The sequence below is a fragment of the Fictibacillus sp. 7GRE50 genome (genome assembly GCF_015903875.1).
GTDB classification, from domain to species: Bacteria; Bacillota; Bacilli; order Bacillales; family Fictibacillaceae; genus Fictibacillus; species Fictibacillus phosphorivorans.
Genome location: NZ_JACZDW010000004.1, coordinates 566,107 through 590,038 on the forward strand (window position 1 = coordinate 566,107; position 23,932 = coordinate 590,038).

The 23,932-nt window shown below is 36.8% G+C and carries 28 protein-coding genes; 21 read left to right on the forward strand and 7 right to left on the reverse strand.

Annotated features, from left to right (window positions below; all coding sequences use genetic code 11):
* Positions 1-100: 100 nt before the first annotated feature.
* Positions 101-364: a hypothetical protein gene (locus IHV12_RS18160; RefSeq protein WP_197128120.1), complete on the reverse strand. Its 264-nt coding sequence runs from the start codon at positions 362-364 to the stop codon at positions 101-103.
* Positions 365-462: 98 nt separating this feature from the next.
* On the reverse strand, positions 463-672 hold the full coding sequence (locus IHV12_RS18165) for a hypothetical protein (RefSeq protein ID WP_197191731.1): 210 nt from the start codon (positions 670-672) through the stop codon (positions 463-465).
* A gap of 167 nt (positions 673-839) precedes the next feature.
* On the opposite strand from IHV12_RS18165, the gene IHV12_RS18170 reads away from it, so the two are divergent.
* Positions 840-1,376: a GNAT family N-acetyltransferase gene (locus IHV12_RS18170; protein ID WP_197191732.1), complete on the forward strand. Its 537-nt coding sequence runs from the start codon at positions 840-842 to the stop codon at positions 1,374-1,376.
* Positions 1,377-1,436: 60 nt separating this feature from the next.
* Here IHV12_RS18170 and IHV12_RS18175 read toward each other — a convergent pair whose 3' ends face one another.
* From IHV12_RS18175 to IHV12_RS18185, 3 genes are all read right to left on the reverse strand, one after another.
* Positions 1,437-2,285 (reverse strand): mechanosensitive ion channel family protein, encoded by an 849-nt coding sequence (locus IHV12_RS18175; RefSeq protein WP_197191733.1) that lies wholly within the window; start codon positions 2,283-2,285, stop codon positions 1,437-1,439.
* A gap of 264 nt (positions 2,286-2,549) precedes the next feature.
* Positions 2,550-2,834: an AbrB/MazE/SpoVT family DNA-binding domain-containing protein gene (locus tag IHV12_RS18180; protein WP_197191734.1), complete on the reverse strand. Its 285-nt coding sequence runs from the start codon at positions 2,832-2,834 to the stop codon at positions 2,550-2,552.
* A gap of 206 nt (positions 2,835-3,040) precedes the next feature.
* Positions 3,041-3,940, reverse strand: a complete 900-nt coding sequence (locus IHV12_RS18185) for a M23 family metallopeptidase (protein ID WP_197191735.1) — start codon at positions 3,938-3,940, stop codon at positions 3,041-3,043.
* Positions 3,941-4,083: 143 nt separating this feature from the next.
* Between IHV12_RS18185 and IHV12_RS18190 the strand changes: the two genes are divergently transcribed.
* The 16 genes from IHV12_RS18190 (at position 4,084) to IHV12_RS18260 (ending at position 17,863) form a co-directional block, all read left to right on the forward strand.
* The gene (locus IHV12_RS18190) at positions 4,084-4,554 is read left to right on the forward strand and encodes a DUF4188 domain-containing protein (protein ID WP_370568845.1); all 471 of its coding nucleotides are present in this window, start codon (positions 4,084-4,086) and stop codon (positions 4,552-4,554) included.
* Between the two features lie 141 nt (positions 4,555-4,695).
* Positions 4,696-4,830 (forward strand): hypothetical protein, encoded by a 135-nt coding sequence (locus IHV12_RS22945; RefSeq protein WP_255551379.1) that lies wholly within the window; start codon positions 4,696-4,698, stop codon positions 4,828-4,830.
* Positions 4,831-4,859: 29 nt separating this feature from the next.
* Complete coding sequence (locus IHV12_RS18195) at positions 4,860-5,618, forward strand: MerR family transcriptional regulator (RefSeq protein WP_197191737.1); 759 nt, start codon at positions 4,860-4,862, stop codon at positions 5,616-5,618.
* Between the two features lie 9 nt (positions 5,619-5,627).
* On the forward strand, positions 5,628-6,287 hold the full coding sequence (locus tag IHV12_RS18200; RefSeq protein ID WP_231620791.1) for a GAP family protein: 660 nt from the start codon (positions 5,628-5,630) through the stop codon (positions 6,285-6,287).
* 40 nt (positions 6,288-6,327) lie between these two features.
* The gene (locus IHV12_RS18205) at positions 6,328-7,023 is read left to right on the forward strand and encodes an HAD family hydrolase (protein WP_197191826.1); all 696 of its coding nucleotides are present in this window, start codon (positions 6,328-6,330) and stop codon (positions 7,021-7,023) included.
* A 56-nt stretch (positions 7,024-7,079) separates the two neighbouring features.
* A complete protein-coding gene (locus tag IHV12_RS18210; protein ID WP_197191739.1) occupies positions 7,080-7,838 on the forward strand; it encodes a DUF695 domain-containing protein in 759 nt (252 codons plus the stop codon).
* Positions 7,839-7,863: 25 nt separating this feature from the next.
* The gene (locus IHV12_RS18215) at positions 7,864-8,376 is read left to right on the forward strand and encodes a DUF2199 domain-containing protein (protein ID WP_197191740.1); all 513 of its coding nucleotides are present in this window, start codon (positions 7,864-7,866) and stop codon (positions 8,374-8,376) included.
* A 176-nt stretch (positions 8,377-8,552) separates the two neighbouring features.
* Positions 8,553-9,242, forward strand: a complete 690-nt coding sequence (locus tag IHV12_RS18220) for a response regulator transcription factor (protein ID WP_197191741.1) — start codon at positions 8,553-8,555, stop codon at positions 9,240-9,242.
* A 3-nt stretch (positions 9,243-9,245) separates the two neighbouring features.
* Positions 9,246-10,610, forward strand: coding sequence for a sensor histidine kinase (locus IHV12_RS18225; RefSeq protein WP_197191742.1), 1,365 nt, complete (start codon positions 9,246-9,248; stop codon positions 10,608-10,610).
* Positions 10,611-10,687: 77 nt separating this feature from the next.
* Positions 10,688-11,395 (forward strand): PepSY domain-containing protein, encoded by a 708-nt coding sequence (locus tag IHV12_RS18230; RefSeq protein ID WP_197191743.1) that lies wholly within the window; start codon positions 10,688-10,690, stop codon positions 11,393-11,395.
* 140 nt (positions 11,396-11,535) lie between these two features.
* Positions 11,536-12,117, forward strand: a complete 582-nt coding sequence (locus IHV12_RS18235) for a PepSY domain-containing protein (RefSeq protein WP_197191744.1) — start codon at positions 11,536-11,538, stop codon at positions 12,115-12,117.
* A 357-nt stretch (positions 12,118-12,474) separates the two neighbouring features.
* Entirely contained in the window at positions 12,475-13,254 is a 780-nt protein-coding gene (locus tag IHV12_RS18240) for a TerC family protein (protein ID WP_197128107.1), read from the forward strand.
* A 483-nt stretch (positions 13,255-13,737) separates the two neighbouring features.
* On the forward strand, positions 13,738-14,490 hold the full coding sequence (locus IHV12_RS18245) for a class I SAM-dependent methyltransferase (RefSeq protein WP_197191745.1): 753 nt from the start codon (positions 13,738-13,740) through the stop codon (positions 14,488-14,490).
* A 24-nt stretch (positions 14,491-14,514) separates the two neighbouring features.
* Positions 14,515-15,273 carry a kanamycin nucleotidyltransferase C-terminal domain-containing protein gene (locus IHV12_RS18250; protein ID WP_197191746.1) on the forward strand — a complete coding sequence of 253 codons (759 nt, stop codon included), beginning with the start codon at positions 14,515-14,517 and terminating at the stop codon, positions 15,271-15,273.
* A 71-nt stretch (positions 15,274-15,344) separates the two neighbouring features.
* On the forward strand, positions 15,345-15,767 hold the full coding sequence (locus IHV12_RS18255; RefSeq protein ID WP_197191747.1) for a VOC family protein: 423 nt from the start codon (positions 15,345-15,347) through the stop codon (positions 15,765-15,767).
* A gap of 59 nt (positions 15,768-15,826) precedes the next feature.
* Positions 15,827-17,863, forward strand: a complete 2,037-nt coding sequence (locus tag IHV12_RS18260) for a molybdopterin-dependent oxidoreductase (RefSeq protein WP_197191748.1) — start codon at positions 15,827-15,829, stop codon at positions 17,861-17,863.
* A 76-nt stretch (positions 17,864-17,939) separates the two neighbouring features.
* Here the strand turns inward: IHV12_RS18260 and IHV12_RS18265 are convergent, their stop codons facing one another.
* Positions 17,940-19,484 carry a hypothetical protein gene (locus IHV12_RS18265; protein WP_197191749.1) on the reverse strand — a complete coding sequence of 515 codons (1,545 nt, stop codon included), beginning with the start codon at positions 19,482-19,484 and terminating at the stop codon, positions 17,940-17,942.
* Between the two features lie 272 nt (positions 19,485-19,756).
* On the opposite strand from IHV12_RS18265, the gene IHV12_RS18270 reads away from it, so the two are divergent.
* Positions 19,757-20,617, forward strand: a complete 861-nt coding sequence (locus IHV12_RS18270) for a zinc-ribbon domain-containing protein (protein ID WP_197191750.1) — start codon at positions 19,757-19,759, stop codon at positions 20,615-20,617.
* A gap of 117 nt (positions 20,618-20,734) precedes the next feature.
* Here IHV12_RS18270 and ctaG read toward each other — a convergent pair whose 3' ends face one another.
* Complete coding sequence (gene ctaG, locus IHV12_RS18275) at positions 20,735-21,619, reverse strand: cytochrome c oxidase assembly factor CtaG (protein ID WP_197191751.1); 885 nt, start codon at positions 21,617-21,619, stop codon at positions 20,735-20,737.
* A gap of 122 nt (positions 21,620-21,741) precedes the next feature.
* Between ctaG and IHV12_RS18280 the strand changes: the two genes are divergently transcribed.
* The 3 genes from IHV12_RS18280 to IHV12_RS18290 are packed head-to-tail and all read left to right on the forward strand — an operon-like array spanning position 21,742 to position 23,706.
* Positions 21,742-22,620, forward strand: a complete 879-nt coding sequence (locus IHV12_RS18280; RefSeq protein ID WP_197191752.1) for a sensor histidine kinase — start codon at positions 21,742-21,744, stop codon at positions 22,618-22,620.
* A gap of 3 nt (positions 22,621-22,623) precedes the next feature.
* Positions 22,624-23,271 (forward strand): response regulator, encoded by a 648-nt coding sequence (locus IHV12_RS18285; protein WP_197191753.1) that lies wholly within the window; start codon positions 22,624-22,626, stop codon positions 23,269-23,271.
* A gap of 18 nt (positions 23,272-23,289) precedes the next feature.
* Positions 23,290-23,706, forward strand: a complete 417-nt coding sequence (locus IHV12_RS18290; RefSeq protein ID WP_197191754.1) for a transcriptional repressor — start codon at positions 23,290-23,292, stop codon at positions 23,704-23,706.
* Positions 23,707-23,932 lie beyond the last annotated feature (226 nt).

The window sequence follows — 23,932 nt, forward strand, 5'->3', positions numbered from 1 at the left end:
TAAAAACACGTACCGTAAAAACTTCTATCTCAAAACAAAGCAAAACCCCCGAAACATAATGTCGGGGGTTCCATTCAGAAAGAGTAATTATACTTAGAAATTACTTCTTTTTGCTTTTTTTCTTACATTTTTTGTGTTTTTTATTGCAATCGCATTTAGTTGGAGAACCAGGATCGATTACTTCGTTGATTACTTTCTCCTCATACACGTCACGGCGAACATACTTAATGTGTTCACGTTTTACACGTATGATCGGATGAACGAAAGTAACTTCTTTCTCTGTATATGAATCCTCAATGATATAAACAGGATCACAACAGATTACTTTTTTCTTCTTTTTCTTACAATGCTTGTCTTTACCCAAGATAGCACCTCCTACATTTCATACTTTAGTAGATGCAGTTGGAGGGTAAAATGATCTAGACAAGTCACTATTTTACTCAAAATGTGTTAGAAATTTATTTAAACATCCCAAAAATCACTTAATTTCGCTGTGTCCTCTTTCTTTTTTACAATACTTAGTACAATTCTCATCGTAGTACCGTCTGGTTTATAAAGGGGGTCATTTAACAGTTTCTGCACTTGATAGGAAGGAAACTTACTAGCTTCTTGCAGCCATTGTAGATCTAGATTGTGTTTTAGTATCCACGTATTTAATTTTGTAGTCATCATTGTCTCTCCTATAGAGTCTTTATGTTTATAATAATATATCATTACTTTAATTAAACTTCTACATATTTTGTACATGTGTTAAACATCGAAGCATCAACTTCAAACTAAGAGGATTTATTTAAGCTAAGTTGAACGTAAATAAGGTAACTACCAAGCATGGGGGACACATGATGAAGAACATATATATTAAGCCTCTAACAATAATTAATCTACAAGCTTTATTTGATATTGAAAGTAGGAACAAGGAATTTTTTCAACAATACGCACCAGAGCGGGATTCAGATTTTTATTCGTTAAATGGGCAAGAAAGACGCTTAAAAGAAATTGAGGAACGAAGAGAAAGCGGTCTTGGGTACTCTTTTGGAATTTTTCTTCATGAAACTCATGAACTAATCGGACAGATTGGTCTGTTCAAGATTGAAAGAGGACCTGCGCAAAAAGGAATGGTAGGTTATTCTCTTGATAAGGTTCATAACGGTAAAGGTTATATGACAGAAGCTCTTCCGCTTATTATAGACTTTGCGTTTAAAGAGCTTAAACTTCATCGGCTAGAAGCAGAAGTGATGCCTCACAATATCGGCTCAATCAAATTATTAATGAAAAACGGATTTCATAAAGAAGGAGTTTCTAAGAAAAATGTGAAGATTAATGGCAGGTGGGAAGATCATCAGGTACTTGCCATTATTAATGATGAGGATATATAAATTTAATAGGTATGAATGCAGGCTGCAATCCTTAAGGCCTGCATTCATTAAACTTTTTTCTTAATGAGATGCTTGGGAATCGGTGCGTTTATCCAATTCCATTTCACCGTTCTCAGCCATCGCCAACTGATTTACATATGCGGCAAGTGCTAATTCATACCTTACTCGCTTACTTGCATCCACAAAATAAGCTTCCTTTACGAGACCAGAAAGTGAATATCGGTGTCCTTTATAATCTACATTTAATTCGGTAATTTGGTTGAACTTAAAACCCTCAACGGGTTCACCGTTCAAATCCTTTAAGAGGTAATCACTATATTTCTCGTTGCACGTTCTTGCGACTTCTTCCATCACTTTAAAAGCCTCGTCAGGGTTTTGTCTATAGTTTAGAATAAGACTTTCGTTCACACGGCGCATGCCACGGTTTCCGTTCTGAAGTTCATTGATACTTCCGTAGGAAACGGTATAGAGATAACCGTCGTATTGACGAATCTTCAGGTGACGCATGCTGATCTCTTCTATTTTCCCTTGTCTGTTGCCGTTGATGATGACATAATCGCCAAGGTTGATCTGTCTCTCAAACAGATAAGCAAGTCCCATAATATAATCACGGATAATATGCTGGAAGATCAATGCCAGGGCACCGGCTACAACGACCGAACCAGTAACAAGTCTAGTTAGATCATAAAAATGGCTTAGGACATAAATGAAGAAGAACACCAAACCGATGACTTTCAGAACTTGATCTGTAAAATGCATTAACGTTTCTTCACGGTTTTCATCTAGAAAACTCGTCTTGTCAAAGAAAAGCTGAACAGATTTTCGGATAAAATAAGCGGTTACTACAATTAAAACGGCTACAATTAAAATTTTCACAGGTAACTTGTTAAACAATTCTAAGTTAAACATTCTTTCAACTCCCACTCTTACACTATACCAATAGAATGCGGATAATAAGCAAAATTATTTTCCGTTGGTGAACGGATTTTAAAACTTAATGAGAGAAAGGTCAATCATTGAATAGTTGATATACAAAACTTCAAAAATATACTCACGCGTTAATTAGTAAAATTTGTTTACAAAATAGTTCAAACTAAAAACGATTTCAATAATAGAAACCGTTTTGTATTTCTATGTACTTTTTACGATCCTATATTAGCGATGTAGCTTTTACTATGCTGGTATTAAAACAAACTGTTCGGTTTCTTGTATCGCGATTAATTGATATGTATGGCTTTTTAATTCTTGTCTAATTTCAATCGGAATTGTAAGTCTTCCTTTGACTCCGATTATTGGAGTAAACCGTCTTGCATCCGTTTTATCAATGATAATTCTTCCGTCTTCAACATCTACGCCTACTTTTTCTCCAATTTGAAACTGAAACTCTTCTCGCCATACAACAGGGAGGTGAAAATATCCTTTCTTGTTGTCGTAAAATTTATTTAGTACAACTGACATCGTGTCACCCCTTAAATAAATTCCAAATTATGTATACTTATACTTATTTGTTTATTTTTATAAATGTTACCATAATATCTCTATAATGTTCAATATTAATTGATTTTGAAGAAAGTGTATTGGTAATTGAAAAGAGGAGCAATGTTGCTTCTAAAACGCAAAAAAGTGGATGATTGAAAATCCATCCACTTACTTATATCAAGAATCTATTTTTGTGTAGCAGAGTACCGTTGTATAGGGGTAACAAGATTTCCTTGTATCGGTTCATAATCACCATGAAACCGAATTCGAATAGACTTACCGTTGTTATGATCGCGTGAGTTCATGACCTGGAAATGGATATGAGCCTCAGAAGAGTTTCCGGAATTTCCGCATAACCCTAGCAATTGACCTTGTTTGATAACTTGATCTTCCTCAACTACGATTGAATACTGTTTAAAATGAGCAATCAGGCTATACTCATCGTTTGCATGTTGAATGATCACATAGTTCCCCTCAGGTTTAGAAGCATTCGTTTTCTCTGGAATATTATCATCGATAGAGTTTACTACTTTTACAACTCTTCCTTCAAGTGGAGCAATTACTTCTTTATTAAACGCGTAAAAATTATCATTGGATGTTGATACGTCTTTAAAAGATTGTCCATCTTTAACAATGACGAGATCGTAAGCATAGCGCTGTTCTTCAACCTCATAGTGATAATTGATAAATTGGTTAGCACCTCCCCAAAAAACAAACCATTCTTCATTTATTGGCATCATGTAAGTGTTTTTAGTTAGTTCGTCGTCCGTTTCAGGGAAGGTGATAAATGGTGCAAGTAGAATACCATGGATGATATTTTCTTCATCAAAAACAACACTGATCGCTTTTTCTCTTTCGTTGTCTACCCATAAAAAGTGCCTTAGATGATTGGTAAGAAGTGTATTGTTTTCAAGAGTGTAGTGTTGGACATCTAAATTAAACGAAGACGATAAATCAATAAATTGTTCTAACGTAACCATTTCTTTGAAGCTCTTTAAAGTTTGTTCATAGATCTCTTGAAAATCGCCTTTTAATAAGCTAGCCCCAAATGTTTCACCCGTAATGCTTGAAGGTGTATTCTTCATATTTGCTCCTCATCCTTTTCATAATATGTGGTCAATCCTTTACTTTCCGGTACAAAAAATCCACTTTAACTGCATGAATTTATTCTAACATTATATTCCATTTAATGTTAATTTAAAGTAAATGGGTTATAAAGGGGATAAAGATTGTGGCAAATATTCATAAGGGTAGACATGTGGCAGTAGTGGAAGGAGACTTTGTCGTTTTTGTAATAGGGATGCGAGTGAATAAGTTGCTTTCATTTTCTAAGTGGATACCTGTATTTAAAGCTATGGGACCGATGATAAGAGAATTGTATCAAAACCCAGAGATCGGCTTCCTACATACAGAATTTCATTTTAGTTGGAGAAGAATAACACTCATTCAATATTGGAGAAGCTTTGATCAACTCGAAGCTTATGCTCATGGTAAAACGCACTTAGTAGCATGGAAAGAATTCAACAAGAATATTGGTAACGATGGCAGTGTTGGCATATTCCACGAAAGCTATAAAATTGTAAATCGTGGGGCTGAAGCCATCTATAACAATATGCCAAGCATTGGACTCGGAAAAGCTTATTCATTAGCTGCTGTAACTAAAGAGAGTCAATCTGCAAGAGAGAGAATGAACGTTTAGTGTTAGTCGATCTATCCTCCGTTGATAGATCTTTTTTAATTTCTCCACTCATTATGAAATAAATGCTGATTAACACTTGAAACTGACGTAACGTCATTTTGTATACTAATAGATAACGACTTACATAAAAAGGATGATGAGATGAAACGTGAAGATGTTGTTATCTATGGATGTGTCATTATCGGAGCTGGTGTTGGTTTAATTATAGATCAAGCGTTTGCTGGTGTTCTCATTGGTTTAGGAGCAGGTTACTTGCTGAACACTTATATAAAATAACAATAGATCTTGAGAGGTGGGTTTATCAATTGCTGCACATTCATAAGGTAAGTGAGATGACAGGGGTCACCGTCAGAACTCTGCGGCACTACGATCAGATAGGATTATTACAATCAACATCCAAAACGGAAGGCGGACATCGTCTCTATAGCAATGGTGATTTAAAGAAGTTACAACAGATTCAATTCATGAAAAAGATTGGGTTTCGTTTAAACGAGATTAAGAACATGCTGAATTCGAGTGACTGGGATTGGTCAGATAGCCTAAGAAATCAACTTTCTTATATAAAACAAGAGCAAGAAAACTTAAACAAAATGGAGAGTGCGCTACGGGAGTTAATACATGGCATGGCAATTGAAGATGAGAATAATGAGATTGCCATACAAAAGGTTATGCAATTAGCCAATAACAATAAAGAACTTCAGCAGAAATATAGAAAATCATTGTTTAAAGAAAGAGAATTATTGCTTTGGGAGAAGGTTCCAAACATGACTAGCGACAACGCAGATTCTTTAGAATGGATTGCTCTTATTGGGCAGTTAAAACGGTTTGTACATACAGACCCAAGTTCTCCTAAGGTTCAAAACATTATTAGAAGAATGGAAGAAAAGAGACTAGAAGCATTTGATGGTGAAAAGGAATTCATAGATAAATTATGGGAAATGAGGATGTCAGAAACAGAATCAGAAAAACTGGGGTTATATCCCATTGATCAAGATGTACTTCAATACTTGAACTCCGCTTATGAAATATTTATAACGAAAAAGGCTGAAGCTCATTCTGAATAGAGGAGGAATTTGGTGACTGTAGATCTACTTCTTTTAATTGGTGGGTTAGCTGTATTAGATATGCTAAGTCCTTCTACAATAGGGGTCACGGTATATCTCCTTTTAAATGAGAAAGAGAAACGAACATCCCGTATTTTCATCTACCTAGTAACCGTTGCTGGTTTTTATTTTATAGTCGGTGTTTCACTCATGTTAGGAATATCAACTTTGCTTGAGAGTGTCTCTAACATTTTTCAAAATCAAACCATAAGCTGGACTATCTTTCTCATTGGAGCCATTTTGTTTATTGCTAGTTTCTATGTTCCCGCAAAGAAAAATGCGGATCTGCCTACTCCAAAGTCTAAACGTTTGATTTCTATCATAATCCTTGGGTTGTCAACTTCGCTTATTGAAGTAGGAACCGCTTTTCCTTACTTTGCAGCGATCATTATTTTATCTACTACTAATCTTTCAAGTATGGAATGGGTTTCTATATTAGCTGGATACAATTTAATCATGGTTTTGCCACCGCTCTTGTTGTATTTCATTTATCTTTTGTTTGGTAGATGGATGGATAAACCTTTAAAAAATCTACGTGAAAGCCTGGTTAAGAATTCTGGTTCAGCTCTTTCATGGATCATGTGTATCGTTGGAATCATACTGATTTTTAATAGTTTAGATTATTTATAAGCAATGTAAAAAAATGATACTAGGGGAGTGTGTGCTACAAATGATAAAAGCTGCTATGTTTGATTTAGATGGTACACTATTAGATCGGGATGAGTCTGTGAAACTATTTATTGAAGAACAATACAACAGATTTCCGCAGCTAAAAGGTTATGTAACAAATGACATGTATGTTAAACGATTTATAGAATTAGATAACCGAGGATTTGTTTGGAAGGATAAAGTATATCAGCAAATTACTAATGAATTTTCATTACCTGAACCTTCTTGGGAAGATCTTCTTACTGATTACATAAATGAATTTAAGAACCACTGCCTTCCTTTTCCTCATCTTATTGAAATGTTAGAGGATTTAAAACGTAATAACTTCAAGCTAGGAATCATTTCAAACGGATTCGGACAGTTTCAGATTGATAATATAAATGCGTTAGGAATCAAAGAATATTTTGATGTGATATTAATTTCTGAATGGGAAGGGATAAAGAAACCAGATCCTCGAATTTTTAATGTAGCCTTAAAGCACCTACAAGTATCTCCTAATGAGGCTATTTTTGTAGGTGATCATCCTGAGAATGATGTAAAAGCTGCGCAAGATGTTGGGATGAAAGGGATTTGGAAGAGAGATGCTCATAGGGAAGATGTTGAAGCGGATTATATAGTGGATGGTCTGTTGGAGATTCCTTTAGTTATTCAGGAATGTAATAGATTAGGTAAATACCAGATTTCATCAGGAAAATAGAACTATAGATAGAAATATTAGCCCTTCGTATACTTAAGAAAAGGAGGAGTCATCACATGTCTGATAACTGGAATTTTTATATCGATGAATTGGATGGGAATCTTGCTTCATTTGTTGTTGATTTGGATGTAACTGAAGAAATTAATATTAAGAAATACAATTGGTTGTTTACAGTAAAACTTACTATTAAGTCCCCTACTGAGTTAGGGTTCCCTGAAGAATTAGAAGATGAATTACTAGGTGAGCTTGAATACGATTTGATGGAAAACTTGTATGATAAAGATATCATTCAAGTTGGACGATTAACTACGAATGGAACACGAGAATTCTTCTATTACGCTAAAAAAGAAAAACAAATCAAAATTATAGATAAACTGACATTCACTATTTTTGATAATAATAAATACGAAACGGAAATCTCAAGTATAGAAGAAGAGGAACCGTGGTCATTTTATTACGAATTCCTTTATCCAAATGAATTTCATCTTCAACAGATGAGTAACCGTGATTTAGTGGAATTGCTTGAGCAAGAAAATGACGATCTTGAACAACTCAGAGAGATTCAGCATTGGATTGAGTTTCGTACATTAAAAGATTTAAAAGCATTTGAACAAGACATTATTAAAGAAGGATTTAAAACGGAGGATTTCGAACAGGAAAAGAATGAAGAAGGAACATTTAACATCAAAATCTCTCGAGAAGACGGTGTAGATTACGACTTGATCGATTGTGTTACAAATCTGATTATTGAAATATCTCAGAAACATAATGGTGAATATGACGGGTGGGAATCTCCTGTTGTTCTTAAAAAGTAAGTTATTTTAATTGAGGAGCAATCTGATGACAGATTTAGTTAGCGGATACCAATGCACATGTTGTGGAAAATATCATGATGAACTTCCCTTAAATTATGGAATTAAAGCACCTGTATATTATGAAGAAGCTACAATAAAAGAGAGAAAAAAGCATTTTGAACTTACTAATGATTTTTGTGTAATGGACGGTGAACATTTCTTTATAAGAGGTTGTATTGAGATTCCCATTATTGGATCTACTGAACTCTTTGTATGGGGTGTATGGGTGTCACTTAGCAAAGAAAACTTTGAACTGACTTTAGAGCAATGGGATGACCCAAATAGTGAACAACTGGATCCGATGTTTGGGTGGTTATCTACACATCTTCCCATGTATCCTGAAACGGTAAATTTAAAAACAAATGTACATACCCGCTCACAAAATTTGCGACCTTTTATTGAGCTCGAGCCTACGGATCACCCATTATCGATTGAGCAAGTACAAGGAATTACAATGGATCGGGTTAAAGAAATTGCTCAATTTCTTTGCGAACTATGAAAGTAAGTCTATAGAGAAGTTTATGTAAGAGATCTGATAAATTTATTCATTGGATCTCTTTTTTTTATTGGGTCTCGTCGATTCATTACGTTCCTTATAAAAGGGATCATTCGTGGACTTACTACAAACTTCCATTATAATAATGCTAACAAGCTTCTTTCTTAGGAGGAACAATGATGAGCGCTAAAAAAATTCTGATTGTTGAAGATGAGAAAAAGATAGCAAGAATCATTCAACTTGAACTTGAACACGAAGGATATGAAACGGAGACAGCAACAACGGGCATGGAAGGATTAGAAAAGTTTAAATCTGGTAAGTGGGATCTTATCCTACTCGACGTGATGCTGCCTGAGCTAAGTGGTTTGGAGGTTCTTAGAAGAATCAGAGCAACTGGTAGTCATATTCCAATCATTTTATTAACGGCCAGAGATGCCCTGCCAGATAAAGTGAGTGGGCTGGATCTTGGCGCAAACGATTATGTGACTAAACCGTTCGAAATTGAAGAACTGTTAGCTAGAATCCGTGCATTTCTCCGCATGAATCAACACTACACAGAAGATCAAGAAAGCGAAATGTTTGAGCTAGGTGAACTGACCGTTGATTTGAAAACAAGGGAAGTTAAGCGAGATTCTTCCTTAGTAGAGTTAACACCAAGGGAGTTTGATCTTCTTGTTTTCTTGATGAGAAATAAAAACCAGGTATTAAACCGTGACCAGATCTTATCTAAGGTATGGGGTTATGATTATTATGGCGATACCAATGTTGTAGATGTTTACATACGTTATCTGCGAAAGAAGATTGATTCTACTTTTTCACACCCCTATATTCATACGATTCGTGGAGTAGGCTACACGATGAAGGAGTAACCCATGAACATAAAAAATCGGATAACCTTGTTTTCAACGGTATGGCTTTTAATCATTCTACTTATCACGAATAGTGGCATTTATCTTTTGTTTCAAAAGAATCTATATGATAATGCTTTAGAAGGTTCAGAGACAAGAATGGAGAGCTTAACAGAAGCGGTTAAAACGTCATCTGAGACAAAAATGAACATGACACAGCTTTTGCGTGCCTACCTTCCTGCAGATTCAATGATTCGTATTATTACTAGTGATAACCGTGTAGCTGCTACTTCATCAAGAATCACTGATGACGATAAGCTTCAGGAAATCAAACATACCTATAGATCGAATCAATACAGTGATGTTAAGAAGTTAGACGGAATGATATATACGGTTTCTCAACACCCGGTCATTTGGACGGACGGAGAGGTTGTTTCTTTACAGTTGATCGAAAAAGAAGCATCCATTCCAAACACAATGCAGATCTTAAGAATCGTTTTAATCCTAGCTACATTACTCATTTTAATCCCCTCTTACTTGGGAGGGCGATTCTTGAGCCGGTTGATCTTAGTACCGATCAGCAACTTAACGCGAACGATGGAAGAAAACCAGAAGCGTGGGACGTATAAACGGATCACGATCAATAAGAAATCGAATGATGAGCTGAATAAGATGGCAAGAACGTTTAACCATATGATGGATCTTCTTGAAAACAACTACAAAAAGCAAGAACAGTTCGTATCTGATGCTTCACATGAACTGAGAACGCCGCTTACTGTAATTGAAAGCTATGCGAAAATGCTGAAGCGCTGGGGAGGAAGTCGGCCAGAAATTTTAGAAGAAGCTGTAGAAGCGATTCACTCAGAATCCATTCGGATGAAAGAGTTAACCCAGCAGATGCTAATTCTTGCAAGGGATGAATCGCAAGTGGATCTGAAACTTGAACAAACCGATTTGGTTGAAATGGCTAAAAATGCAACTAAGAATATGAACAAGGCGTACGAACGTGAAATACATGTTCAATCCAACATAAATGAAATCCATATAGAGTGTGATTCATTAAAACTTAAGCAAGTTCTTATCATCCTTTTAGATAACGCCATTAAGTATAGCTCGAAGTCAATTGAAGTGGAGTTAACCAAACAAGGAAACTCTGTCAGTATCTCCGTAACAGACTATGGAATCGGCATTCCTAAAGAAAATCTCGAAAAAGTCTATGATCGATTCTTTCGAGTAGATCAAGCTAGGAGCCGTGATACAGGTGGAGCGGGGCTAGGACTGTCCATCGCAAAACAAATCGTTTCTGCTCACCAAGGGAAGCTTCATCTGGTGAGTGAAGAAGGAAAGGGAACAACGGTTACAATGGAGATTCCTGTGAAACAGAGTTAATTCTCATCATTTTCTCATCTAATTCTTATGGAGCTTTCATTCTTACATGAGAAAATCCATGTAAAGGGGGAATACGTATGAACAAAAAAACAGCAATGATTTCTGGAATAATAGTCGTTATTCTCCTTCTTGTCTTCGGAACAAGAGAGTGGGTGAACGGAAACCAAGGTAGTACATTAGAAAAAGAGAAAATGAATCAAATCGTAAGCGCGAAATATCCAGGAGAGATTCTATCTACAGAATTAGCGAATAGAGAAGATACACGGCAATACAAAACAGTGTTGAAAAGTGAACAAGGTGTATATGTGATCTGGTCTGATGCGGTTTCTGGAGAAATTCTCGACATGAATCGAACAGAACATGAAGAAACTTCAGGAAAACGTATAACAAAGGATGAAGCAGAAAAAATAGCTGCCAAACACGGTGAAGTGATGTCTGCTGAATTTAATGAAGAAAACAAAGTCTATCTTGTTTCTGTCCAGAATGAAGGGAAAACTTATCGTTTGGAAATTAACGGGAACAATGGGGACATCAAGAGTAAAAACGAGGTTGAATCTAGAGATGAACCGGCTGAGCCAAAAACAAAAATAACAGAAGAAGAAGCTAGCCAAATCGCCCTAAAAGAAGTAAAAGGGACCATCACAGATATTGAGTTAGATGATGAAGACGGTGTGATCGTTTATGAAGTTGAGATTGAAACGAAAACGAAAGAAGCACAAGTAATCATAAATGCGTTTTCGGGTGAGGTAAACTCTGTAACGATGGAAACAAAAGATAATGACTAAGAATGCTCTAATCTAGAGCGTTCTTATTTTTTTGAGAAAAACACCAGCTTTTCTCATCGTTTTCTAATCTTCTCTTCTCTTTGTTCTCATTTTACCTGTCTATTATAAGGTTATAGTTAAAAACAAGGAGGAAACAACAAATGAAAAAACTAACAAAAATTATTGCAGGTACAGTATTAGTCGGTGGTATTGGAGTAGGAACATATACTTATGTAGAAAACACACCTAGCGCGTTTGCTGCTAAGAATGTAATTTCAGAGAAACAAGCAAAAGACATCGCTTTAGAAAAAACAAAAGGCGGAACAATTGCAGAGATGGAACTTGATCGAGATGGTCTAAAAGACAAGTATGAGATTGAGGTTCATAACGGAGACAAGGAATACGATCTTGATATTGCGGCTGAAACCGGTAAGATCTCTAAAATTGAAGAAGGTATGAAAGATCAAGATGACAACGACGATGATGGTGATGACGATAACAATAGTGGGGATGACAATGTTAGCTCGGATCGCGATGATCAGATAGATCCTGCAAAAATTAAAATCACTTCTGAACAAGCGCAGTCCATTGCACTGAAGAAAGTATCAGGAACTATAAAAGAAATGAGTCTTGATGATGATTATGTTTACGAGTTTGAGATTCAAAAAGACGGTAAGGATGTAGATGTCAACGTAGATGCTGTAACAGGTGAAGCTGTCGTTGATGAGAATGATAACAATTAATCACTTTAATCACCAGAATAAACGAGGCTGCCTAATAAAGGCGCCTCGTTTTTGAGTATGTAAGAATTTTATCAACTGTTTTTCTGTTCATTTCGTTCTCTGTGTTTTCAAGTAGAATTCACCATTTAAAACGCAAATACCCATGAGTAAAAAACAAGATAAACCCTTTAAATATCTAACTTTGTTAAGTTTTAAATTCGCTTAAATAAGGTAAAAATCTAAAAAATAATATATAATCTTGTAAGTATAGAGTTGTTCCTAGTAGTGCAAGTATATTCTCGAAGAGTATCTTGCGACTAAAATGGTCATTCTATGGATATTACATATTATTTGTATGATTTGAAAGGAGATTCATGGATGGATTCAATTTGGTTAGAGTACGGCTGGGCATTATTGATATTAATTGGACTAGAAGGTTTGTTATCTGCTGACAATGCCCTTGTACTAGCGGTTATCGCAAAACATTTACCTGAGGATGAGAAGAAACGGGCGATTAGTTATGGGATTCTTATGGCGTTCGTTTTCAGATTTGGTGCACTTTTTGCCATTTCATTCATCGCGAACGTTTGGCAGATACAGGCGATCGGAGCAGCTTATCTTTTATACCTCGGATTAAAGCATGTAATACAAGCTAAATTCGGTAAAGAGAATGAGAAAATCCAAGAAGAAGTAGAAGAAGAAGCAAAAGGAAAAGGTTTCTGGCCAACAGTTGGTAAGATCGCTATCGCTGATTTGGCGTTTGCGATCGATTCAATTCTAGCAGCCGTTGCATTGGCACTAGGACTTCCAGATTCACCTCTTGGCGACTTCGGTGGTATGGATGGTGGACAATTTATAGTTGTTGTTCTCGGAGGAATTGCGGGACTGATCTTAATTAAGTATGCAGCAACTTGGTTTGTTCAGTTACTAGATCAACGACCAGCTTTAGAAACAACAGCTTATGCGATCGTTGCATGGGTAGGAGTAAAACTTGCGGTCATTACACTTGCTCATAATGATATTGGAGTATTAGATCACGATTTTCCACATAGTACGGTTTGGACGATCATCTTCTATGGTGTGTTAGTGGGTATTGCGGTAATCGGATGGTTTGCACCTGCTAAAAAGTCCGGTAACGTAACTGACTCTTCAAATTAATAAGGTTCAATGTAGGTGTACCATTTCATATGTGTACACCATTTTTTTATCTTAATCAAACATATTTCAGTCAAAGTGCATTCATAGAAGGAATGCACTTTTTTATATGGAAAGTATAGTGTTGTAAAAAAAGAAATGGTATTTGATTTAGGGGTGTAGAGAAAATGAGTTTAATTGTAAGTAATGTGTTCTTAATTTTTTCTATCTTTTCAATGGTGATGTGTTTTTATTTTACCTTGTCCTATTTTTATTATTTGAAATTAAATGATCATCGCACTATCAAGCAAACAAAATTTGCAGCAGTTATATCCTTGGCGCTTGGTCTTGTTTTCCCAACCGTGATTTTATGGAGTTAAAAACAACCTAAAAATTGCGGGGAGATCAAATCAACTGATGCTGGATGTTCAATACAATGATTAACCATCAGCTACTACTGATAAAACGATGAATAATCGAAAAAAAACATTAAAGGATGTGGAAACTTTGGAAGCAACTGAAATTTTAAAAATGAATAAACAAAGGTGGGAGGTATCAGCCGAACGCTTTTTTGGTAGAACGGCACTTCCGGAATACGGACCTTTTGCTTTTAATGAAGAGCAACTAAAGTTATTTGGCTCAATAAAAGGTAATAAGGTGTTGGATATAGGGTGTGGTAGTGGCCATTCACTGCAATATATGGGTAGAGAAGGTGCCAAAGAATTATGGGGACTAGATATGTGTACGAAGCAGATTGAGACAGCTAGAAACCTTCTACACGATCAACAAGTAGAGGTTACATTGATAGAATCACCTATGGAGGAGAACCCGGGATTACCAAGCAATTATTTCGATATGGTTTATTCGATTTATGCTTTGGGCTGGACAACAAATTTAAGTCTTACGTTCGCAAATATTTATAGTTATCTTAAACCAGGTGGTGTTTTAATTTTCAGCTGGGAACATCCTCTTCATGATCGATTAAAATACGAAGGGGAACAGTCTACGTTCATATTTAACAAATCTTATGTGAATGAAGGCCCGGAATATAATGAAGGTTGGCAGAATTTAGCTGTCATTCATCATAGAAAATTAAGCACCTACATAAATGCTTTAATCGATGCAGGTTTTATGATAGAAAAAGTAATAGATGATGTTTACTTACCTGAAGAGCCCTCGGAGAATCCGTCCAGATGGTATTCCACTCAAAAAGCAAACCTTGTTCCAGCAACATTTATTATAAAAGCGTCAAAAAAGTAAAAAGCATTTCAAAGGAGTTCACCAATGACTAGATGGAAACCTCAAGAATTTACTACAGAGAATAGATTACATGTTGCAAATGAGATCTTTGAAACGCTATTAAGAAAGTATAGAGAACGTTTGATTTCTGTCGCGGTTGAAGGATCAACAGCTAAGGGAACAGATCGTCCCCAGTCTGACTTGGAGTTACGAGTGGTAGTAAAGGGCAAAGAAAGTGAATGGTACCCTTTCTTTTATAAAGGAATGTTCGTAGGTATTAGTTTTAATACGGTTGAGAAAATTCATTCTAAAGCCAGAAGCATAGACTATGAATGGTGCGTTAAAGGTGATGTATTGTTCACGTGTAAAATCATTTATGATCCGACAAATCTATATGATTCGCTAAAAAAAATAGCTGTGGAAACTGAGTTGCATACAAATTTCAATGTTTTAATGAAAGATGCTCTTGCGGATATGTATGAACATGTATATAAAGTCTTTACTTTAAAGGATACAGACATTATCATTGCAGCACACGAGGCACGCCAAATCGCCTATTGGGCAACCATGTTGGTTGGATTAAAAAATAATCACAAATTCTTATCGAGCAGATCCATGTACGAAGAATCATTTAAACTGCCTAGTTTGCCGAACCATTATGAAATGAACATTAAAGAAGTATTATCCTTACATACAGATGTACAAAAACTAAAAAGCTTTGTTGGTGACTTATGGAGCTCTACAGCTGAATGGGCAGAAATGCATGGTATCAGCCTTAAAGAGGATCGCTTATCATTCTTATAAATGACGGCTTTTTTAATATGTTTAACGCAAGATTCTTATAGATAAACGGAAATTTCAATGGAGATGAGATTATGAAACCACGAGTTACGGTCATTACGTTAGGCGTTGAAAACTTAGAGAGATCGCTACAGTTTTATCGGGATGGTTTAGGGTTCTCGACTAAAGGAATTATAGGTAAAGAGTTTGAGCATGGAGCTGTAGCTTTTTTTGACTTGCAACAGGGATTAAAGCTTGCCATTTGGAACCGCAAAGATTTGGCACATGAGGCTAAGGTTTCAGCTGGAACACCAAACCCTACTGAATTTACTCTCGGTCATAATGTTGGAAGTATAGCAGAGGTTGATATGGTCATGGAAGAAGCGGAACGTGCAGGAGCCTTCATAACAGATCCAGCTCACGAAACGTTTTGGGGTGGATATTCTGGTCACTTTCAAGATCCAGATGGACACTTGTGGGAAGTCGTTTGGAACCCTGATTGGGAAATTTTAGATTGACAATTTAATGTTGAATGAAGGAATAAAATGAATGTGACATCTTGGAAAGGAGAACGCATATGACCAGTTTTGTAGATAGTCCCAACGGTATTTTTCCATCGGTCTGTTCTTTAGACTGTCCCGATCAGTGTGGGTTGCTCCTCCATAAAGAAAACGGAAAAATTGTAAAAGTGGAAGGTGATCCGGATCATCCGGTCACGAAGGGCTTTATTTGTAATAAAGTTCGAAATATGACTGACCGCCTATATGATGAAAAGCGTTTAGAATATCCAATGAAGCGTGTTGGAGCGAAAGGTGAAGGACATTTTGAACAAATCAGCTGGGATGAAGCGATTAACACCATCACTACGAGATGGAAGAACTTGCTTCAAAAAGACGGCGCCGAGAGCATTCTACCTTATAGCTTTTATGGGAATATGGGTAATCTTGCTGCTGAAGGAATGGACCGTCGTTTTTTTCATAGACTAGGAGCTTCAGAGCTTGATCGAAGCATCTGTAACTCAGCAGGGGCAGCCGGTTACAAGTATACGATGGGCGGTAGCTATGGAATTGATCCTGAAGATACGATTCATTCCAAACTGTTCATTTTCTGGGGTATTAACGCTGTTAGTACGAATATGCATCAAGTATCACTTGCACAACAAGCACGTAAACAAAATGGAGCGAAGATTGTTGTCATTGACGTCCATAAAAACCAAACTGCTAAATTTGCAGACTGGTTCATCCCTATTTTACCAGGAACCGATACTGCTCTTGCATTAGGCTTGATGCATATTCTATTTGCTGAGAACATGTTGGATCATTCATTTTTGAAACAGTACACCGTTGGATCTGAAGAGCTCCGTGAACATGTTGAACAATATGACCCTATTACAGTTTCAAGCATCACGGGAATACCAGTAGAGGATATACTGAAGCTTGCTCGGATGTATGGCCAAACGTCTCCTGCGTTTCTACGGATTGGAAACGGTCCACAGCATCACGATAATGGCGGTATGTTTGTGAGAACGGTATCTTGTTTGCCGGCTTTAACAGGTCAATGGGCTGTTAAAGGTGGAGGGGCGATCAAAGGAAATTCGGCTTATCTCGCGTTCAACACTGATAACCTGCAACGGCCGGATCTGCAACCTAACAAAAACACGCGTGTAATAAACATGAATCTGCTTGGAGAAGCATTGCTTGCTTTAGATCCTCCCATCAAATCACTTTTTGTATATGGGACGAATCCTGCTGTGGTTGCACCTGCAGGGAATAAGGTTCGTAAAGGATTAGAACGAGAAGACCTATTTACGGTGGTACATGATTTGTTTTTAACAGAGACGGCATTGTATGCAGACATTGTATTACCAGCTACGTCTTCTTTTGAGAATACAGATTTTTACACGTCGTACTGGCACCATTACATTCAGCTTCAACAGCCTGTGATTGAAGCTTACGGAGAATCGAAGTCTAATGTAGAGGTGTTTCGATTACTTGCTAAAGGCATGGATTTTACTGAGAATGCATTTGATGATACAGAAGAAGAACTAATTGACCAAGCATTAGATTCAACAGAGAATCCCTATATTCATAGAATAAACTTTGACGTATTGGATAAAAAACAATATGTAAAGGCAGAGGTGGAATTTCCAACTAAGCTTCCAACACCGAGCGGAAAAATAGAACTGTATTCTGAGAAGATGAAACAGGACGGCTATCCAGCGCTGCCGACATATATCCCTTTGATTAATGATTCTGATCATCCTCTTCAATTTATTGCAGCACCGAACCATAATTTTTTAAACTCAACGTTTGCAAATCAAGACAAACATGTGCGACTTGAAAAAGAACCTGTAATTGTTATGAATCAGTTTGACGCTGATCTGGCAGGAGTAAAAGATGGCCAAAAGGTACGAGTGTGGAATGAGCAAGGAGAATGTGTACTAAAAGCGAGCGTTGGTGATAATGTTCTACGGGGTGTAGCTGTTACTCAAGGTCTTTGGGGAGCAGATGGTGATACGAAGCATCTAGTCAATTCTCTCACCCCTGATCGCATAGCAGATATGGGTGGGGGAGCAACCTTTTTTTCGGGGAGAGTTAGCGTTAATAAACTCTGATAATAAGACTGTCTAAAATTAAGAAAGCTCTTCTTCACTAATGAAGAAGAGCTTTCGACTTTATTAAAGAGTGAATTTAATCATCACAATCTTCAATCTCTGTTTCTGATGAGATACCGGATGTGAAGGTAGTACTGAAGGAATCACCAGCTTGGTTTGTAGCAAGAATGTTCCACGTTGCTGTGCTGCCAGAACGAGTAAAACCGATGAACACGTCAAAGAGCCCTTGAATGGTAGACGATCCTGTAGCAATAGCTGTTCCTTCTAAAGTCGCTGCTCTTTCACCGATACAAGTGAAACGAATTCTTCTACCTTGAGCTAAGTTGAAAGTAAACGTTGCGCCTGAGAATGAGATACTAAAGTTGTCAACCGTCGGATCACATCTCTCTCTTCTGCCATAACATTGATTCGCTGTAACATTTATGTTACCGGTAACAGTTGAAGGGACGCCCTGATTCACTACATTTGCAGTAGCTGGGGCACTAGATCCTCGTACACCAAGTCTGAACTTACATGGACAATTTGTTGCACGACAACTGAAATCAATGTCAATAGATGAGGAAACAGTTTGGCCGGCAACGATTGCTGTTCCGCTAACTACAGTTGACGTTAAGGCTGTACCTGGTGGAACGGTGATATTGGTTGTGAAATTACCAGAAGCGTTTGTAGTTGCGGAAGGTATAGTGGCGACTGCTTCAGGGAATTGAGTAAAGGTAACAGTTACACCTGATTGAGGTACTCCGCCACATAATAAAGTACCAGATAATACACCGGAACAATCAATCTCTGATGCAGATGATAATGTTAGGGCACAAATATTCGCACATTGGCCAGAAACAGATATCGTTGTACTCAATGTTTGAGTACCTATTGTAGCTGAGGCTGTAATATTTGCAACTTGGGAAGGAGTATTAGGTGCGATATTTAACCCCGCTGCAACATCACCTTGTGAATCCGTAACGTCAGATGTTGGGTTGAGAGTAAAGTTTGGATTATCACTACTAAAGTCAACCGTTACACCTTCGACAGGTACTCCTCCACACGTTACCACTGCAAAGACATTACCCGTACAATCAATGCTTTCACCGGATGCTGTTAATTCGATTGAACATTGTGAGGAAGGACACATGACCATGCAGTTGTCTATAGCTGAAACAGTCTCGCCATTTATTACAGTTGTACCAATAATATTAGCGGGAGTTTCAGGTGTACCTTCTGGAATATTTACTTCTACAAGGATTCTACCAGATGAATCAGTTATTGCTGGATTTGGCGTATATGTTAAACCGGCAGCGATATCATCTGTAAAAGTAACTGGAGCTCCGGCTACTGGGATACCATTGCATGTTACAGTCCCGCTAATAAAACCAGTACAAACAATAACGGCTTCAGATTGAAGAGTTAAGTTCCCGCCTGTACTTGGTCTTAAATCAATTCCCGCAATACACTCACAATCAATTATTTGGGATCTTCCTAAAGGATCAATTCCTCTAACGCAATGATCGATAACATCTATAAAAGTTAGATTAAAAAGACCACCACGATCTGTGACAATAATAATGCTTCGTCCACTAGGAATCTCTTTTAAACACCTACATATGCAATGTCCCTTGTTTGTCATCAGAATTTTTCTCCTTTGATCTTTTTTTAGCATTTTAGTATATGAAAGGAAATTTTTCATGTATAGGTAAATATCTCAAAAATGTTGCCATCTGAAAAACTCTTTCTAAGTTGGGAAAAACAATAAGCGACACCTGTCTTTACAAGGTCTTTTCGACTACGATTTTCCCAAGTTCATAATCAAATATTATAGGTATAATTAACCACATAGGATTAATTTTTATAGTTCTTTTTTATTATGTGATTGTATTTATAGAGAAAGGGTTGAAGAGTTTGAAGCACTTGATATTACCGAATAAGCTATTATCACAATGGCATCCTACAAAAAATCATGGAATTGAACCGTGCCAGACTAGTTTTGGCAGTTATGAATACATATGGTGGGTTTGTTCAAAAGGGCATGAATGGGGAGCGACTATTCGGGAGCGCTATAAGAAGAATTTGGAATGTTCGGATTGTGTAAGAGAAGAAAGAGCGTTAAAACGATCGTATCAGTTTGAAGAAGTTAAAAGTGAAACGTTAGCAGACGCAGATCCTGAGCTATGTCAGCAGTGGCATCCGACTCTGAACAAAAATCTTACCACTGCGGATGTTGACAGCAAGGAAGATTGGCCACGTAGGTGGTGGATTTGCAAAAGAGGACATGAGTGGGAAGAAACCGTGATTGATCGAGTACATAATCCTAAAAGTGTATGTGTGTATTGTTCAGACAAAAAGGCGTATGAAAAGAACTGTTTGGCGACGATCCACCCCGAACTTGTAAAAGAATGGTCTACAGTGAACAATGGGAAAAGTCCACATGATGTCGTGTATAACTCAAACGAGGAAGTGGCATGGGTATGCGAAAAAGGGCATGTTTGGCGAGAGAGAATTCGTAAAAGAATTAAAAATAAATCGCGATGTCCAGAGTGTGTTAAGTTTGAGCAATCTCTCTTTTCTATGTATCCTGAGATTGCAGCAGAGTGGCATCCAGATCGTAATGGTACAATGTTCGGGGTTCATAAAACACCTAGAGATGTCTCCGTTACGTCATACAATAATGTTTGGTGGCGATGTAGGAAATGTGGTGACGAATACACAGCAAGGGTGAAGGATCGTGTGAAGGGAGTCGGGTGTAATTCTTGTTCTTCATAGCTTATTAGACACTAGTAATCGTATCGACAATTTGATTGTCTGCTTAAGCAATGATATGTAGAAAAGAGAAGCCTCTAAATCAAGAGGCTTCTCTTTTTGTTGAGTAACTATTTTCTTTTAGTTATTGTGGACACTTGGGTAAACCCCATCAATTTCGTCTTGTCTTTCTTTCTTCATCCATTGAAAGAATACATATCCTAACGCTACTCCATAGACCACTTCTTGAATAATCTTCATGAGCACTCCACCGAGATGCTGATCTTCTACTAAAGATAAAGGCATAATCATATCATAAAAATTTTCTGGCATGTGAGTTCCTGGCATTACGCATAATCCCATAACCTTTGCCCAAAATTCCGGATTAGAATATGTAGCATAAAGGGGATGTGACGAGAAAATAATGAGTGCGCATGCAGGTGTTAATAATAAGCCGCTTCCAAAGATATAACCGGTCTTTTGAAGATTTGAAAGACGGTTTGACTGCAGCATGATATACCATGTCATCAGTGAAGTTAAAAACAAGACAATATTGTAGAGATGATGTAAGTGGTAGTTAACCATCATAAAGTCGAACACTTGTGGTAGGTGATAGATTGAGAACAAAGCATTAAAAGCAATCAATGAAAATAAAGGGTCTTTACACAACCGTACAACTCTATTAAATCTTATAACGTTTGGTATGGCTTGGAAGAGCCATCTTGGCATTCCGTAAATGATAAGTGGAGGTGCAATGATAAAGCAGATAGCCATCTGAGTCATATGAACACTAAAGAAAATATGCCCTAAAAAATATAAAGGTCCACCAAATCCTAGATATGCTAATAATAGACCAATAAAAAAAACGATCTTTTTAACAGGGTGAACTTTAGTGCTGCCTGTAAAATCTTTCTTGTACGGACCTGTTGCGATTAAATACAACACATAGATCATCAAAAAGAAAAACAGTAGTTGCAAGTCCCATAAATTTCTTAGTTCAATATTACTCCGTATCAATTCCCACATGTTGGTCCTCCAGATTAGAACACTATTTCGTATAGTAAATTAAATCATACTTCATAAACTTAATCATCACTCAATGGAGGGATTTTGATAGAAAAAGATTCGATTACTCACCCATAATGGTGATGGCATTTATTAAAGAATGTGGCAACATGATAATAAGTGTAGAAAAGGTGAGTGAAAAAATGACGTATACCCAGATAAAATGGCTGATCTTATTATTACCGACTTTCTCGATTGGATTGTGGGAATACTTTAGGCATACATTCTTACTTCCCTATTTATCTATGGAGGTGGGGAATCTATTATCTCCAGTAATAGTCTTTGCCATTACTATCGTGTTCTTATTGAAACTTTTTGACAAGCTCGAACAGATCCAACAAGAACTTAATGAGGAAAAAGCAGAGTTATCTGCACTACAAGAAAGAACTAAAATATCAAAAGAGCTTCATGACGGAATCGCACAGTCCCTTTTTTTCTTATCGGTTAAATTAAACAAGCTTGGAAAGCAGGCAGATCTAGATAACAACGTTCACTTTATCAAAATGAAGAAAACCTTACATCATATCCATCAAGATGTGAGACAGGCAATTAATAATTTACGTTTTCCGCCCGTTGAAACGAATTTCAATTGGACAAATACCCTGCTCTCGCATATTAAAGAAATGGAAAGTGAACATACTCTAAACGTTGATTTGAACTGGCATGTCAATGAATCTCTTTTATCTACAAAAGACAAAATTGAACTGTTTGCTTGTATAAAAGAAGCTCTAATGAATGTAGTGAAGCACGCTAGCACAAAACAAGTATGGATCGATGCGCAAGAGCTTGAGGACGGATGGTTTTGCCTCATCAAGAATAAGACAAATACAACTGATCTAGTAACGAATCCAAACGGCTATGGACTCCAAATTGTTGAGGATCGAGTACAAGCTATGAATAGTAGATTAGACATTACCATTGAAAATGGAGAATTGCGTATTCTAATTACGAAGGAGAATTAACTCATGGAAAAGCGCAACAGATTATTGCTAGTGGATGATCACCAGCATGCACGAGAAGGTATTCAAGATTTACTAGAAGACTACAGTGAATTTGAAATCATCGGACAAGCTAAAAACGGAGCAGAGGCAGTGGAGCTAGCGGGAACATTAAGCCCTGACTTAATCCTCATGGATATTAGGATGCCTGTTATGGATGGGTTGGAAGCAACAAAAATAATCAAATACAAATATCCTTCCATAAAAATAGTAATCATGACCGTTTCAGATGACATTACAGATCTTTTTGAAGCTGTAAAGCGAGGAGCACAAGGGTACCTTCTTAAAAACTTGAACTCCAGTGAATGGTACAGCTACTTACGAGCATTCGCAGTTGATGAGGCTCCTATGTCACAAAAAATGGCTTTTAAAATATTGAATGAATTCACACAGGAAAAAGTAGAGGAAGAAAAGACACCATTATCTGCACGTGAAAAAGAGATTTTGCAGTTAGTTGCACAAGGTAAATCAAATCGAATGATTGCTGAAAACCTTTCAATCTCAGAGCATACCGTAAAAAGTCATCTAAAGAACATCCTTGGTAAACTTCATCTGGATAATCGAGTTCAACTTACAAGCTACGCATTCAACAAAGGATGGATTGAAAGAAATTAACACATAGGAGAGAATAGTATGTTTCTTACCAATGAAGAAGCACTGGTTAGACTGAAAAAGACAGGGAATAAACTCACAATGGCGAGGGGGAATTTTCTAAACTTCTTACAGTCGAATCAAAAAGTTACAAAAGAAGAAGTTATGTCTTATTTTGCTAGAAAGTATTCTAACATTACCCCTATTACCATCCAAAATACACTTAGGGTATTTGAGGAAGCAAATATCATTACTTTGTATGAAGCAAATGAAAATACATTTATTCAGCTTAACGATAAGAATGATAATGAAGAAAGCAGAAAACCATTCTGCTTCTGTATGGTATGTGGCAAAAAGACTGAATTAGAGCCTATGATGATTAGAGATATTAAGAAAGCTCTTAATACAAATTATTTTCTTATTCAAAACAAATGTAAGAATTGCGGTAACGTAAATTAATGTTTTTGATGTAATAGTGAAATCTTACTATGTTCAGGCATACTCCAAATAAGAGTATGCTTTACATAGATAAATATTGTGAAATTGTGAACAATCTATTTCGATATTGTTAACTCTATAGGCAGTACAAATTTTGTATTATATACTTTGCCTGAAGAACTCGTACATTCATACACTATCATGTGAAATACTTCACAAACTATAAGGTTCATTATTAACAGCTATT

Coding starts and splice junctions, on each gene's coding strand:
- IHV12_RS18165 (WP_197191731.1), bottom strand. CDS start 672: ATGATGACTACAAAATTAAATACGTGGATACTAAAACACAATCTAGAT.
- IHV12_RS18170 (WP_197191732.1), top strand. CDS start 840: ATGATGAAGAACATATATATTAAGCCTCTAACAATAATTAATCTACAA.
- IHV12_RS18175 (WP_197191733.1), bottom strand. CDS start 2,285: ATGTTTAACTTAGAATTGTTTAACAAGTTACCTGTGAAAATTTTAATT.
- IHV12_RS18180 (WP_197191734.1), bottom strand. CDS start 2,834: ATGTCAGTTGTACTAAATAAATTTTACGACAACAAGAAAGGATATTTT.
- IHV12_RS18185 (WP_197191735.1), bottom strand. CDS start 3,940: ATGAAGAATACACCTTCAAGCATTACGGGTGAAACATTTGGGGCTAGC.
- IHV12_RS22945 (WP_255551379.1), top strand. CDS start 4,696: ATGAAACGTGAAGATGTTGTTATCTATGGATGTGTCATTATCGGAGCT.
- IHV12_RS18205 (WP_197191826.1), top strand. CDS start 6,328: ATGATAAAAGCTGCTATGTTTGATTTAGATGGTACACTATTAGATCGG.
- IHV12_RS18210 (WP_197191739.1), top strand. CDS start 7,080: ATGTCTGATAACTGGAATTTTTATATCGATGAATTGGATGGGAATCTT.
- IHV12_RS18215 (WP_197191740.1), top strand. CDS start 7,864: ATGACAGATTTAGTTAGCGGATACCAATGCACATGTTGTGGAAAATAT.
- IHV12_RS18220 (WP_197191741.1), top strand. CDS start 8,553: ATGAGCGCTAAAAAAATTCTGATTGTTGAAGATGAGAAAAAGATAGCA.
- IHV12_RS18225 (WP_197191742.1), top strand. CDS start 9,246: ATGAACATAAAAAATCGGATAACCTTGTTTTCAACGGTATGGCTTTTA.
- IHV12_RS18230 (WP_197191743.1), top strand. CDS start 10,688: ATGAACAAAAAAACAGCAATGATTTCTGGAATAATAGTCGTTATTCTC.
- IHV12_RS18235 (WP_197191744.1), top strand. CDS start 11,536: ATGAAAAAACTAACAAAAATTATTGCAGGTACAGTATTAGTCGGTGGT.
- IHV12_RS18240 (WP_197128107.1), top strand. CDS start 12,475: ATGGATTCAATTTGGTTAGAGTACGGCTGGGCATTATTGATATTAATT.
- IHV12_RS18250 (WP_197191746.1), top strand. CDS start 14,515: ATGACTAGATGGAAACCTCAAGAATTTACTACAGAGAATAGATTACAT.
- IHV12_RS18255 (WP_197191747.1), top strand. CDS start 15,345: ATGAAACCACGAGTTACGGTCATTACGTTAGGCGTTGAAAACTTAGAG.
- IHV12_RS18260 (WP_197191748.1), top strand. CDS start 15,827: ATGACCAGTTTTGTAGATAGTCCCAACGGTATTTTTCCATCGGTCTGT.
- IHV12_RS18265 (WP_197191749.1), bottom strand. CDS start 19,484: ATGACAAACAAGGGACATTGCATATGTAGGTGTTTAAAAGAGATTCCT.
- ctaG (WP_197191751.1), bottom strand. CDS start 21,619: ATGTGGGAATTGATACGGAGTAATATTGAACTAAGAAATTTATGGGAC.
- IHV12_RS18280 (WP_197191752.1), top strand. CDS start 21,742: ATGGCATTTATTAAAGAATGTGGCAACATGATAATAAGTGTAGAAAAG.
- IHV12_RS18285 (WP_197191753.1), top strand. CDS start 22,624: ATGGAAAAGCGCAACAGATTATTGCTAGTGGATGATCACCAGCATGCA.
- IHV12_RS18290 (WP_197191754.1), top strand. CDS start 23,290: ATGTTTCTTACCAATGAAGAAGCACTGGTTAGACTGAAAAAGACAGGG.